The organism is Niallia sp. FSL W8-0635 (assembly GCF_038007965.1).
GTDB lineage: Bacteria > Bacillota > Bacilli > Bacillales > Cytobacillaceae > Niallia.
Genome location: NZ_JBBOYD010000001.1, coordinates 41,772 through 55,281, shown reverse-complemented (window position 1 = coordinate 55,281; position 13,510 = coordinate 41,772). Strand labels below are relative to the sequence as shown.

Sequence of the window (13,510 nt, the reverse complement as noted above, 5' to 3'; positions counted from 1 at the left end):
TATAGCTAATATTTATGTTTTAACAAATGGCTGTTTTGTGCAAACTAATTAACAGGTGAGAAATGGTGAAAAGAAGCAAAGAAAAAGACAGAGGAAATTTCCTCTGCCCAATTAGCTATCATTTTAACCTTCCAAATTAAATGATAGAATGTCGAGATTCATTGATTGCTAATTAATTATTTTTATCTTAACTTGCTTGCTACCCCAGCGGTAGGCTTCTGCTTTGGTAGAAAAGAAAACATCAATTTTCTGCCCTTTCACACTTCCGCCTGTATCAGCTGCAACAGCATAACCATAGCCTTCTACATAAACCTTTGTTCCTAATGGGATAAAACTTGGGTCGACAGCAATTACTTTTGCATTTGGATTAGCTTTCAGATCAATTCCAGTAGCCGTTCGGCCAGAACATCCATTACAGCTAGCAGTATATGCTGTTGAATTGACGTACACTTCTTTCCCGCCTTCTTCTCCTCGGGATGCCAGCTGTATTACTTCGTCTTTGATTCCAACAGACACAATTTTGTCCTGCTTTTCTTTCACTGTTGTCTCACTGAGTAATTTCCGGGAAATCTCCTTGCCATTTTCCTTCGTAACTTCATACTTTTTAGAGACTAAACCTTCTGTTCCCTCTTTAAGTATTTTTTCAGTTCCTGCTGGAAGATCATCGTCCTTTTGGGTGATGACGGCATAATTAATCGGTTGTTCCACTACATCGGTGACCTTTTCTATTCTTTTTATATTAACAACAGTTTCTTCTTTCACTTTTTCTTTTAGATCTGGTTCAACTCGGTCTAATTTTGCAAGTGATATCTCATGTTGTGTTAAAAAGTCAGCGACCGTAGTCGAAGTGGACCATACTTGTTTTTTCTTTCCTGCGTCTACTAGTGTTACTGGAAATGCTGTATGTACGACAACTTCCATGTTATGTTCTATTTTGTTTGTTTCCTTCTGGTTGATCTGATCATGCTCGTTCAAAGAAATTTTTTGTTCTTCTAAAAACTCCTTAACAGTATCCACTGTTGTCCAAACCGTTTTCTTCTCGTCGTCTTTTTGCAATTCAACCTGCTTAGCTTTCTTCCAGACAACTTCTAGGTTATCTGTAACCTCTGTGTTTAACGAGGGAAACACATAATCTTCTGAGCCAACGGCAATTTCCAAGTCATCAAATATTTGTTGTATAGTAGATGAGTGCGTCTCGATGATTTGTTCCTTACCATTTAGCGTTAGCGCCACTGTATTTTTAGTAGTTTCATAAATGATAAATCCTAAGCTACTCGCAAAAACGATGAAACTAGCTAAAAAAATGGACAGCTTTTTCCTGCTCAAAGATTTCGAAAACAGGTTTTTCATGTGTTGGATTACGATGAAAAACGCCTCCTTTTCTCTTCGGAGTGATTATATAGAGTATAATGTCTGCTGTCAACCCTTTAGAATCTTTGAACGTATATCTTATTATGCAAAAAAAATAGACGAAAGGAAAGAAAGAAATCTCGACATAATTAGTCTATGAGAAAAGAAAGCGATGTAGAACGATTAAAAACAAGGTGAATTTTGGACAAGTCCTTGCTTAATTCGACAAAAATCCTTATCAGTTTATGCCGAATAATTTTTTTGCATTTTCTGTAGTTTTCAAAGCAACCTCTTCATAAGAAATGCCTTTGATTGCTGCAATCTCTTCCGCTACTAATTTTACATAACTTGGTTCATTTCTTTTTCCCCTAAATGGTGTTGGTGCTAAATAAGGACAATCTGTTTCAATTAATAAATGATCTAATGAAATTGCCTCTGCTACCTCCTTCGGTTTTCGAGCGTTTTTAAAAGTAACCGTTCCACCAAGGGAGATATAAAAATTCATATCGATGCATTCAAGCGCCGTTTCAACACTACCACCATAACAGTGCATAATACCACCAACTTCTTTTGCATCTTCTTCTTTTAATATTTGTACAATGTCAGCAGTAGCTTCACGGTTATGAATAACGATTGGTAATTTCACTTTTTTTGCCAGACGAATTTGTTTTCTAAATACTTCTTTTTGAATATCTTTCGGCGATTTATCCCAATGATAATCTAATCCCATTTCCCCAATTGCAATCACTTTAGGATGTTTCGATAATTCTTCAATCCAGCGTAAGTCTTCCTCTACCATATCAATCGCATCAACTGGGTGCCACCCTATGCTGGCATAAACAAAATCATATTGCTCAATAAGCTCCATTGCTCTTGTGATGGTAGGTCTATCAAATCCAACAACTACCATTTTTTCCATTCCAGCATCAAGTGCCCTTTTTATTACTTCTTCTAAATCCTCTTGAAACTCATCTGCATTGATATGTGTATGTGTATCAAATAACATGATATTCATCCCTCCATCTATTGTTAGATATACTTACAAATATTTTAATAAGAAGAAAAAACATAGAGATGTTTACCTGATTGATTTTCCTCGCCATATATACTAGGCGATTCCATCCCACTTAGGAACATCTCCATGTTTTTCATTCGTTTTATTTTACTTTTGAACCTAATGGTAAAGCTTCCGCAATTGTAGCAAGAGACAATTCACCGTCATGACTTCCAGCTAAAATCATTCCTTGTGAAAGTTCTCCTCTTAATTTAACCGGTTTTAAATTTGTTACACAAATAACTTTTCGTCCTACTAATTCTTCTGGGGAATAGTATTTAGCAATCCCGGAAACTACTTGTCGCTTCTCATAACCTAAATCTAATTGGAGCTTTAATAGCTTGTCTGCTTTTTTTACTGGCTCTGCTTCAAGAACCTGTGCAACACGCAAATCAACTTTCATAAAGTCGTCTATTGTGATTTCATCTACTTCTGGAACTTCTGGAACTTCTGATTTCTTTTCTTCTTCCTTTTGAGGTCCCTTCATTTCTCCCTTGATAAATTCCACTTCTTCTTGAATATCTAATCTAGGGAAAATAGGATTTCCTTTCTCCACTACAGTACCCGCAGGAATTACTCCGAAACGTTCAAGGCTATCCCAAGTGTGTAATGACGCATCCTGTATATTTAATTGTTTAAAGATCATGTCAGGTGTTCTTGTTAAGAACGGCTTTAGTAAAATAGCGATTCTTCTTAAGGATTCCGCTAAATGATTCATAACAATTGCTAATTCTTCCGTTTTTTCCTCTTTTGCCAATACCCATGGTTGTGTTTCATCGATGTACTTATTATTTCTGCTAATTAATTGCCATAGTGTTGTTAACACGACAGAGAACTCCATATTTTCCATATGCTCAGCATATTTCTCGACTGTTTCTCTATGTGCCTCAACAAGAGCCTTTTCAAAAGTCCCTTCCGAATTTTTATAAGTAGGAATTTCTCCATTAAAGTATTTATTGATCATCGCCACTGTACGATTTAATAAATTCCCTAAATCATTGGCTAAATCAAAATTTACTCTTTCTACAAATGCTTCTGGAGTAAATACACCATCTGATCCAAACGGAACTTCTCTTAGTAAATAGTAACGAAGAGCATCTAATCCATAACGATCAATTAATGTAACCGGATTAACCACATTCCCTTTCGATTTAGACATTTTGCCATCCTTCATCAGGATCCAACCATGTGCAAAAACCTTCTTCGGCAATGGAAGGTCTAATGCCATAAGCATAATTGGCCAATAAATCGTATGGAATCGTACAATTTCTTTCCCTACTAAATGAACATTTGCTGGCCAAAACTTTTTATATAGTGTCTCATCATCTGAACCATATCCGAGAGCTGTAATATAATTGGAAAGTGCATCAATCCATACATAAACAACATGTTTAGGATCTCCAGGAACTTTAATTCCCCAATCAAATGTAGTTCTTGAAACTGCTAAGTCTTCCAAACCTGGTTTAATAAAGTTATTAATCATCTCATTCTTGCGAGATTCTGGTTGAATAAATTCTGGATTTTCCTTATAAAAAGCTAGTAAACGATCAGCATATTTTCCCATTCTGAAGAAATATGATTCTTCTTTTACTAATTCAACAGCATGACCACTATCAGGACTTTTTCCTCCAATTACTTTTCCATTCTCATCATGAATAGGATCCACTAATTGAAGCTCTGTATAGTATGTTTCATCAGAGACTGAATACCACCCTTGATACTCATCTAAATAAATATCTCCTGAGTCTACTAATTTCTTAAACATTTTTTCGACAATATCTGTATGTCTCTTTTCTGTTGTACGAATAAAATCATCATAAGAAATATCTAGCTTATCCCATAATTCTTTAATACCTGCTACAATTTCATCTACATATTGAATTGGGGTAATACCTGCTTCTTCTGCTTTTCGCTGAATCTTTTGTCCATGTTCATCCGTTCCCGTTAAGTAACGAACTTCATATCCTCTCATTCTTTTATAACGAGCCATCGCATCCCCAGCAACTGTTGTGTAAGCATGTCCAATATGTAAATTACCACTTGGATAATAGATTGGCGTAGTAATATAAAAAGCTTTTTCTTGATCCTTCACTTAGTTCCCTCCTATATATAAATACATATGTACTTTTTTAATAATAGACTATTTTCCTTTTTGAAGGTCTTTCGCTACCCTCAACTCATGTAAGAAATAGCACCCTTAATGAAAAAAGCCTAAATAAAATAAACCGATATTACTATTGTAACCATTCTTCTTTTTTATCGAAACAAAAAAGTATAAAACATTCGTTTAAACCGCATAATCATTGCCATTTTTTCCTTTTATCCCATCAAAATATACCTAATATTACTAGTTAATGCAACAGACATTTTTGATAGTGTAGGAAAAGAAATAAAAATGTTGATTTTTGTCGAAAAAAGAACAAAAATAGAACAAATAGACGATTCCAATTTATACCAAACATATCTAAATGTCTTTGCATTGAACAGAAAATCCTTATTTAATAAGGATTTTCAAAATACAATAATTTGAAAATAAATAATTGACGTTTTTGGGAATGGCTGGTATTATAATGACATACAAAGAAATTTGTCGAAAATTAGCGAAAAAAATATAAATATTCACTTTTGGGAGGAGAAAAATAAATGAAATCTACAGGTATTGTTCGTAAAGTTGATGAATTAGGTCGTGTGGTTATTCCAATTGAATTAAGACGTACATTAGGAATTGCTGAAAAAGATGCGCTAGAAATTTATGTAGACGATGAAAAAATCATTTTAAAAAAATATAAGCCAAATATGACTTGCCAAGTTACTGGTGAAGTTTCAGATGATAATCTATCTTTAGCTGATGGTAAATTAATCCTTAGCCGTGAAGGTGCAGAGCAATTAATCGCAGAAATTAAAAGTAACTTTGAACTTGCAAAATAAGAATATAATAAGAAAATGAGTAATCCTTGATCATTTAACTAGTCTTTATCAATAATTTGTAATTAATAAGTATTGAGTGATTTTTAAGTGACTGAAAAAAGAGAAGGACTTGCTCATTCTTTTTTTATAAATAAAAGGCTACACCTAAAAGATAAACACTATCTTTTAGGTGTAGCCTTTTTCTTATTCAATATGATATTCTTGATATACTTCTCTTTTTTGTATACCTCTATCTAATGCTGTCTTTTTAATTGCTTCCTTCACTGTGATGCCCTCTTTTTGTACATAATGATCTACTTGTTGTACAATGGTCAATTCATCCCACCAACTAGCTTTTTCTTCCTTTCCTTCCCCCTGTTCAATAACCAAACAGAACTCTCCACGTATTTCTTCTGATTGAGACCAAGCAATAGCTTCCTCTACTGTACCACGAATAAATTCTTCATAAAGCTTTGTTAGTTCTCTGCATAATGTAATCTTTCTATTGCCGAGAATCTCCATTATTAAAGCTAACGTTTCTTTTAAACGGTGTGGAGATTCATACAAGAGAATCGTACCAGGAATATTCTGTAGAAAAAGTAATTCTTTTTTCTTCTCCTTCTTTTGTCGATTAAGAAATCCATAAAAATAGAAAGGATGTGTAGGTAGACCGGAGGCAATAAGTGCCGTTAAGGCAGCATTCGCTCCTGGAAGCGGGATTACAGGAATCCCTTGCTCAATAACATCTATGACAAGTTCATATCCTGGATCCGCAATAGTTGGCATTCCTGCATCACTTACTAAAGCAATGACTTTTTCCTCTTTTAACGCTTGTATTAGCTTCTGACCACTCGTCTCTTTATTATGCTCATGATAACTAACCACAGGTGTTGTGATTTCAAAATAGTTACAAAGCTTTTTTGTATTACGTGTGTCTTCTGCTGCAATAATATCAGCCTCTTTCAGAATCCTGATTGCTCGAAAACTCATATCCTCCAAATTTCCGATAGGTGTTGGAACTAAATACAGGGATCCCCTTTTATCTTTATAGCTTTTTTGCTGCTTCATTTGCTTCACCAACTTCCTTCATTAAAAACTCTTCTTTCTTCTTTCTTTCTAATTGTTTAAAAGCATACTCCGCTTTCATGGCCTCTTGTTTTGTTTGGAATGCTTCATAGTGAATAATAGAAACCGGCAAACGTCCTCTTGTATATTTTGCCCCTTTTCCGGCGTTATGCGTATTTAAGCGTTTTTGCAGATCATTTGTATAGCCTGCATAATAACTTCCATCGCTACACAATAATACATAGAAATAATGTATCTTACTTTCCATATAGAATCTTGCCCATTTCGTCAGTATAATTGTTTCCATCTTTATATACAAATAACGGAGGTAAAACTCTTAAGTCTGGTTTTCCGTCTTTTATCGCTTCAACAAGCAAGATATTTGCTTCTTTCCCTTCCTTTGGATAAACAAATCGTATTCGCTTTGGCTCCAATCGATTTGCCCTCATCAAAGTAATGATATCTAATAATCTTCCTGGTCTATGGACAAAAGCTACTTTCCCCCCTTGTTTAACCAATTGGCTAGCTACACTAATTGTATCCTCTAAGGTACACAGAAGCTCATGTCTTGCAATAGCAAGATGTTCATTTAAATTAATTTCTTCTACTGAATTAGTCTTCTTAAAATAGGGGGGATTACATGTCACCGCATCATACTTCTCAAATCCAAGAAAACTAGGGGCTTCCTTAATATCACCATGAATCATATTGATTTTATTCTCTAAATGATTATACTGAATACTTCGGTTTGCCATATCATATAATCGTTCCTGTATCTCGACTCCTATTATCTCTCCCTCTGTACGAAGAGATAAAAAGAGTGGAATAACTCCATTACCACTACATAAATCGACTATCTTTCCCTTTTTTAACGGGATAGACACAAAATCAGCTAATAATACTGCATCTAATGAAAAAGAAAACACGGATGGACTTTGGATTATTCTTAATCGCTCATCCAGTAAATAATCTAATCTTTCATCTCCAATTAATGGAACCACTCTTCTTTACCCTCCATTTTAACTATTTATTGCATAGAAAAAGAGATGTCTCAAGAAGAAAGAGTCATCCCTTACAATACGATTATTTGTATTGCTAGTTTTTCAGGGATTATTTTCTTTGAGACATCCTTATTTTTTATTAAGAAACGACAAACAAAATAGACAATCACCATCTTTACGAGGACTTCCAAAATGGAGATTACAAATATGAAATCCTTCTTGATATAGCCTTGCAAGGTTATCATATCCTTCCCCTATATCAATGTTTTTCTCCTCAATCATCTTACTTTGTTTTGCGTTTCTTTTTTTATGTTTATCTTGTTTTAATTCTTTTTCTCTAGGTACATCCTCTAAATGTCTTCTTAGATTCTCATTTTCTAGCTTCAGCCTATTATTCTCTTCAATAAGCTCCGCCACATGTTGTTTAAGATCACCTAATTGCTTATATAAGTTACCAATTTGACTTTCCATATTTATTACTGATTCAAAAACTTCTTTTTTATCCACTCTTCCACCTCATTAATCTGTGGATTGAACTGAAACAGCATCTTCTTGCAGTATTTCATCTAATGTATATTCAAGCACTCGTTCTTGTTCAGAAATTTCCACTTGGAGTACACGTTCTAAAATATTTAAACCAACAACTTTTCCCTTTCCATTCGGTGTATCAATCCAATCACCTAAGTCTGGTAAGAGTTCCTTTGCAGCCTCATAATCGTCATTTTCATATTTTAAACAACACATTAATCTTCCGCATAATCCAGAAATTTTCGTAGGATTTAAGGAAAGGTTTTGGTCCTTTGCCATCTTAATAGATACTGGTTCGAAATCACCTAAGAAAGTCGAGCAGCATAGCATTCTACCACATGGGCCAATTCCCCCAAGCATTTTCGCTTCATCTCTAACTCCAATTTGACGAAGCTCAATTCTTGTTCGAAAAATGGATGCTAAATCCTTTACCAATTCCCTAAAATCAACTCGACCATCTGCAGTAAAATAAAAAATTATTTTATTACGGTCAAATGTATATTCTACATCTACTAATTTCATATCTAATTCATGTAGCGTCACTTTCTCACAGCAAACATCATATGCTTCTTTTGCTGCTAACTTATTTTCTTCTACAATCATTTGATCTTTTTGATCCGCAATTCTTAATACTTTTTTCAAAGGTAAAACCACATCATTTTCATCAACTTTTTTCGGGCCAATTACTACTTTTCCGAACTCGACACCTCGAACAGTTTCAACAATGACAAAGTCTCCTTTTTGTATAATTAATTCATTTGGATCAAAATAATATATTTTTCCAGCTTTTTTAAAGCGGATTCCTACAACATCATACAACTGAAGATCCCTCCTGCAGCTTTAGCACTAGCTGCTCCATCAATAACTGTGGATTCATATTTCCTTGCAGCTTTCGCTTTGCTTCAAAAATAGCTGTCATTTGTTCCGTTATGCGTTTGTTAGACGTTCTTAAAGCATAGGCCTCTAGACGTTCTTTTTCGCTAACGTATACAATCTGATCGTGCTTGCCAAGCTGTATATATAATAAATCTTTATATAGTAGCAATAATAAATCAAGTCCTCTATCAAACTGTTCTTTTTCTTTAAAATGCGAAAACCATTCTCTTTGAAGAGCTACTAACGCTTCTAAAGGAGCTCCTTTAAGAGCCTCATATAATTTTACCACTATTTTTTGCGCTTGTACAAACCATTCATCCGTACTAAGTGTCAACGCCTCTTCAAAATTATTGGTAATTTGCGCAAGTAAAGGAGCTTCATTCAATTTAATTCCATTTCTTACTAGTTCTTTTCCCATTTCAGTTGGAGATAATGGTGTGAAAGAAAGAACTTGGCATCTTGATAAAATAGTCGGCAATATTTGCTGAATTTGTTCTGTTAGTAGAATAGCAGTTGTTTCTGCATTCGGTTCTTCCAAAAATTTCAGCAAACTATTAGCAGCATTTGTGGTCATTTTATCTGCATGAACAAGAATATACACCTTTTGATTTGACTCTACTCCCGTTTTTGCGAACTCTTCTTGTAGACTCTGTATCTGATGTTTTTTTATTGATTGCCCATCTGGTTCCAGTAAATGAACATCTGGATGATTTCCATTATTTATCCGCTTGCAATTAGAACATGTTTCACATGGAACATATCCTTCTATACTATTTTCACATAAAATACTCTTTGTGAGAACTAGACTTATTTCCCTTTTACCTGTTCCCTTCATTCCCTCAAAAAGATAAGCATGTGCTAGTCGTTCTTTTTTTAAGCTATTTTTCAGCATCTTTAAAACAATGGGTTGTGTCCGTTCAAGCTGTTCCCATGTTCTTGTCAAGACAATCACTCCATTACGTATATATATTAATCAGCAAACCTTTAATTTCACCAATTTTATCCAAAATATTTAAACTATTTTTCTCTTTTGTCATTACTTCTTCTGTTAGTTCAACTAATTTATCATCAATTACATGCACAACACTTAAATCTCTACCCTGACCAAATTGATCCCAAGAACTATCTTTTTTTACTTCCATCCCAAAATCAACAGCTTCCTTTACAAACTGCTTAACTAGGGATTTATATTTGGTCAAATCCTTTAGATTTTGTGATCGCCCTAACCTATTACCAATATCATCAATATTTTTTATTAATGTTTGAAGCTGCTCGACCTTTAATTTTTCATTTTGTTGTTGGACATATCCTTGAAACTTCGAACCACCTAGACTTCCCTTAGCTTCTATTCTAGTCCCTTCCGGATTGATTCGAATGTCTTTATTAATCTTCATAATCGTCCTCCTGAAGAACGTTCTACTTCTTACTAGAAAGGCATGACTACCTTAGTCCTTTATTCACCAAAGTACATCGGTAACATGAAGTTAACCGATGTATCATTTAAAATTGCTTAAATTGCTCCACAGGTAATACAAATACAGTAGCACCCCCGACTTCCACTTCTACTGGATATGGGACATAGGAATCTGCATTTCCTCCCATAGGAGATACAGGAGCAACTAATTGATCTCTTGATTGACAATTATCTTTAATAATTTGCAGTGCTTTTTCGACTCGTATATCTTCCGTACCTATCATAAAGGTGGTATTTCCAGATTTCAAAAATCCGCCAGTACTCGCAAGCTTTGTCGCTCTAAAATTATTTTCAACAAGTGCATTAAGCAATTTATTACTATCTTTATCTTGAATGACTGTCAGAATTAATTTCATTTTATCCCGCCCCTTATTATAGTTTCCGAATGATTTTATAACTTGTCCCTATTATAGCAATAAATTCAAAAACAAACAGCTGAAAGAAAAAATAATTCCAATCGTATCTATCCTCATCTCAGTCATAGAACGCATCTATTGACACTAGATGCTTATAAAAGCAACCGATGTTACTTTAAAAAACGATTAATAATATCTATCGTATCTTGAAAAACCTGCTCTAAAGGCTTGGATGCATCTACTTTAACTATTCTCTCTGGAAATTTCTCTATTACCTTATAATAGCCTTCTTGAACTAATTCATGAAATTCTATTTTTTCTAAGTCGAGTCTATTGATTTCTCTATCACTAGTATTATTGATTCTTGCTAAACCAACTCGTGGATCTAGATCAAAATAAATCGTTAGCTCCGGCATCACATCTTCAATAGCAAACTGATTAATCTTCCAAATTTCATCCATATCAATTCCTCTAGCAAAACCTTGATAAGCCAAAGAACTATCAATAAAACGGTCACATAGAACAATCGCTCCACTATTAAGAGCTGGTATCACTTTCTCTACTAAATGTTGTCTTCTTGCAGCAGCATATAGTAAAGCTTCCGTTCTAGCATCCATTTCTGTATGCTTGGGATCTAATATAATGCTTCTAATTTTTTCTGAAATAGGGATACCACCTGGCTCCCTCGTTTTTATAATCTGCTTTTCTTGTTCCTGGTAATAGGTTAACAACCTATCAATAATCGTTGTTTTCCCTGCTCCCTCTGGTCCTTCTAATGTAATAAAGAGCCCTTTTGTCAACTTATTGTCCTCCTAAAGCTGTCATTTCTCGAAAATTTTTATTTTATTTTCATATATAGATGGATTGCCTTGAAATCTTGCTCCATCCTTTATTAAGTTCTTTAATTGATTGATATGATACAATGTTATTTCCTCACCAGGCATTAGAATAGGAATTCCTGGTGGATATGGAATAATTGTTTCTGCACAAACAGCATGAAGAGCATCGGTTAGTGATACTTCCCTTTTACTTCGTAATGCTTGCTCTTTTTCACTAAGTTTTAATTCTACTATATCCTCGCTTTTTTTTATAGGTGTTAGAACTTCCCTCTCATTGGAAATTTCAGATGAATTTCTAGACACTGCCTTTTTAATTTTTGCAATAACCTCATTCAAAGGGAAGTCCATTTCCTTTTTTAACAAGGGAAAAACAAACAAAACATTATTAGAATCAGCTAATTCTGTATATACTCCTTCCTGTTCCAATTGTTTTTGAAGTTCAAATCCGCTTATATTGACTGTTGATTGAACAGTAATTTTTAAAGGATCCCCATGATGGGAATAGCTTAACACTTTTAACTGCGGAATCATTTGCAACTCATTGCAAAAAGAAGTGAGTGTTTTTTGGAGATACTCCCTGTCCTCTGTATCATACGTTGCTAAATAATATCTAGCCTTATCTAAGGAGGACATGATTAAATAGGATGGACTGCTGGACTGCAATATCTCCAGATAATATTTTACTTCATGCTGTTTTATGAAATCAGTATTATAGTGTAAGTATGCTCCCATCGTTAAAGCAGGAAGCGTTTTATGTGCGGACTGAACAACTATATCTGCTCCAAGCTGAACAGCTGATGGTGGAAAAAAATCACTTCCTAAAAAATGAGCACCATGCGCTTCATCAACTAAAACACAAATTCCGTTGTCATGCGCTAATTGAATGATTGCCTTTAAGTCTCCAACCATACCATAATAATTCGGAGAAGTTAGTATAAGGGTTTTCACCTCAGGAAATTGAGCTATTGCTTGCTTAATTGTACTTTCTGATAGGAATGTTTCCACTTTCCATTCTTCCTCGTAATCAGGACTAAGTAAAATCGGTTGTGCTTTAGCTAGCTTTATACCATTCATAATCGACTTATGACTATTCCTTTGAACAAATACTTTATCTCCTTCTTTTAAGGCAGATAGTATCATAGCTAAATTTCCTACAGTACTTCCATTTACAAGAAAATAGCTTTTTTTAACTTCATAAAGAGTTGTTAATAGTTTTTCTGCCTCCTCAATAACGCCCATTGGAGCATGCAAATCATCTAGGCCATTAAGTTCCGTCACGTCGAATTTCCATAAAGATCTTTTCCATTCGTTATCATCATAAGAGAGCAATTCTCCATTCTTATGGCCGGGTACATGAAAAGATATATTATTTTCCGACTGAAACTGTAAGAGTTTAGAATATAAAGGTGTTTTTTCTTGCAATTGTCTTCCTCTTTTCTTTTTTCTCTTTATTTATTTTATCACTTTTTTTTATTATCTCGCCATGTCCTATCTCTCCACTCGCTCAAAATACATTTAAGTGATTGATAGACTATGAGAATCAATGTATAAATGATTGCTAAAATGGTTAAAATAGTTGCTATGGAGGTGGAGAAAAAATGGGGAAATCTCATTATACTCAATCAATACAAGGGGAAAAATGTCTCATATGTGAAAAAAATAAATTAGAAGGAATTCATCTTTTTCAATCGTTTATATGTATGGAATGTGAGAGAGAAATCGTTAACACAAAAACAAATGATCCAAAATATCAATTTTTTGTTTATCAAATGGGAAAAGCACGAATTCTACAAGAAAGGCGACAAGCCTAAAATCCAACTAATTATAATAAAAAATAAGCAGAAAAAAACAAGCATCTTCTTTGGTAGATGCTTGTTTCATTAGTGCCTGGCGACGTCCTACTCTCACAGGGGGAGAACCCCCAACTACCATCGGCGCTGAGAAGCTTAACTTCCGTGTTCGGTATGGGAACGGGTGTGACCTTCTCGCTATCGCCACCAGACTTATTTAGTTAGAGAATTGTTCTCTCAAAACTAAATCATTTTAGAAGTAAACCATTT

15 protein-coding genes and 1 rRNA gene are annotated in these 13,510 nt (G+C 34.4%); 2 read left to right on the top strand and 14 right to left on the bottom strand.

Going from position 1 to position 13,510, the window contains the following annotated elements:
* Window positions 1-168: 168 nt before the first annotated feature.
* The 3 genes from NYE52_RS00280 to metG all read right to left on the bottom strand — a co-directional run bounded on the left by NYE52_RS00280 (window position 169) and on the right by metG (window position 4,496).
* The gene (locus NYE52_RS00280) at window positions 169-1,350 is read right to left on the bottom strand and encodes a G5 and 3D domain-containing protein (RefSeq protein ID WP_341191273.1); all 1,182 of its coding nucleotides are present in this window, start codon (window positions 1,348-1,350) and stop codon (window positions 169-171) included.
* 238 nt (window positions 1,351-1,588) lie between these two features.
* Window positions 1,589-2,356: a TatD family hydrolase gene (locus NYE52_RS00275; protein WP_341191272.1), complete on the bottom strand. Its 768-nt coding sequence runs from the start codon at window positions 2,354-2,356 to the stop codon at window positions 1,589-1,591.
* A gap of 151 nt (window positions 2,357-2,507) precedes the next feature.
* Complete coding sequence (metG, locus tag NYE52_RS00270; RefSeq protein WP_341191271.1) at window positions 2,508-4,496, bottom strand: methionine--tRNA ligase; 1,989 nt, start codon at window positions 4,494-4,496, stop codon at window positions 2,508-2,510.
* A 551-nt stretch (window positions 4,497-5,047) separates the two neighbouring features.
* On the opposite strand from metG, the gene NYE52_RS00265 reads away from it, so the two are divergent.
* Window positions 5,048-5,332 carry an AbrB/MazE/SpoVT family DNA-binding domain-containing protein gene (locus NYE52_RS00265; protein WP_341191270.1) on the top strand — a complete coding sequence of 95 codons (285 nt, stop codon included), beginning with the start codon at window positions 5,048-5,050 and terminating at the stop codon, window positions 5,330-5,332.
* Between the two features lie 183 nt (window positions 5,333-5,515).
* On the opposite strand, the gene rsmI is transcribed toward NYE52_RS00265, so the two are convergent.
* The 10 genes from rsmI to NYE52_RS00215 all read right to left on the bottom strand — a co-directional run bounded on the left by rsmI (window position 5,516) and on the right by NYE52_RS00215 (window position 12,872).
* Window positions 5,516-6,379, bottom strand: a complete 864-nt coding sequence (gene rsmI, locus NYE52_RS00260) for a 16S rRNA (cytidine(1402)-2'-O)-methyltransferase (RefSeq protein ID WP_341191269.1) — start codon at window positions 6,377-6,379, stop codon at window positions 5,516-5,518.
* Window positions 6,357-6,644, bottom strand: a complete 288-nt coding sequence (locus NYE52_RS00255; RefSeq protein ID WP_341191268.1) for a GIY-YIG nuclease family protein — start codon at window positions 6,642-6,644, stop codon at window positions 6,357-6,359. The genes rsmI and NYE52_RS00255 overlap by 23 nt, the downstream gene beginning before the upstream one ends.
* Window positions 6,634-7,377, bottom strand: coding sequence for a tRNA1(Val) (adenine(37)-N6)-methyltransferase (locus tag NYE52_RS00250; RefSeq protein ID WP_341191267.1), 744 nt, complete (start codon window positions 7,375-7,377; stop codon window positions 6,634-6,636). The genes NYE52_RS00255 and NYE52_RS00250 overlap by 11 nt, the downstream gene beginning before the upstream one ends.
* Window positions 7,378-7,506: 129 nt before the next feature.
* Window positions 7,507-7,884: a DNA replication initiation control protein YabA gene (gene yabA, locus NYE52_RS00245; protein ID WP_341191266.1), complete on the bottom strand. Its 378-nt coding sequence runs from the start codon at window positions 7,882-7,884 to the stop codon at window positions 7,507-7,509.
* A gap of 12 nt (window positions 7,885-7,896) precedes the next feature.
* Window positions 7,897-8,724, bottom strand: a complete 828-nt coding sequence (locus NYE52_RS00240) for a PSP1 domain-containing protein (protein ID WP_341191265.1) — start codon at window positions 8,722-8,724, stop codon at window positions 7,897-7,899.
* Window positions 8,717-9,724, bottom strand: coding sequence for a DNA polymerase III subunit delta' (gene holB / locus NYE52_RS00235; protein WP_341191264.1), 1,008 nt, complete (start codon window positions 9,722-9,724; stop codon window positions 8,717-8,719). The genes NYE52_RS00240 and holB overlap by 8 nt, the downstream gene beginning before the upstream one ends.
* A 13-nt stretch (window positions 9,725-9,737) precedes the next feature.
* Window positions 9,738-10,175 (bottom strand): YaaR family protein, encoded by a 438-nt coding sequence (locus NYE52_RS00230; protein WP_341191263.1) that lies wholly within the window; start codon window positions 10,173-10,175, stop codon window positions 9,738-9,740.
* Between the two features lie 106 nt (window positions 10,176-10,281).
* The gene (locus NYE52_RS00225) at window positions 10,282-10,611 is read right to left on the bottom strand and encodes a cyclic-di-AMP receptor (RefSeq protein ID WP_031537105.1); all 330 of its coding nucleotides are present in this window, start codon (window positions 10,609-10,611) and stop codon (window positions 10,282-10,284) included.
* Window positions 10,612-10,781: 170 nt separating this feature from the next.
* Window positions 10,782-11,411: a dTMP kinase gene (tmk, locus tag NYE52_RS00220; RefSeq protein ID WP_341191262.1), complete on the bottom strand. Its 630-nt coding sequence runs from the start codon at window positions 11,409-11,411 to the stop codon at window positions 10,782-10,784.
* Window positions 11,412-11,432: 21 nt separating this feature from the next.
* On the bottom strand, window positions 11,433-12,872 hold the full coding sequence (locus tag NYE52_RS00215; protein WP_341191261.1) for an aminotransferase class I/II-fold pyridoxal phosphate-dependent enzyme: 1,440 nt from the start codon (window positions 12,870-12,872) through the stop codon (window positions 11,433-11,435).
* A gap of 176 nt (window positions 12,873-13,048) precedes the next feature.
* Between NYE52_RS00215 and NYE52_RS00210 the strand changes: the two genes are divergently transcribed.
* Complete coding sequence (locus tag NYE52_RS00210) at window positions 13,049-13,261, top strand: sigma factor G inhibitor Gin (RefSeq protein ID WP_341191260.1); 213 nt, start codon at window positions 13,049-13,051, stop codon at window positions 13,259-13,261.
* Window positions 13,262-13,335: 74 nt separating this feature from the next.
* On the opposite strand, the gene rrf is transcribed toward NYE52_RS00210, so the two are convergent.
* Window positions 13,336-13,452 (bottom strand): 5S ribosomal RNA (gene rrf / locus NYE52_RS00205).
* Window positions 13,453-13,510 lie beyond the last annotated feature (58 nt).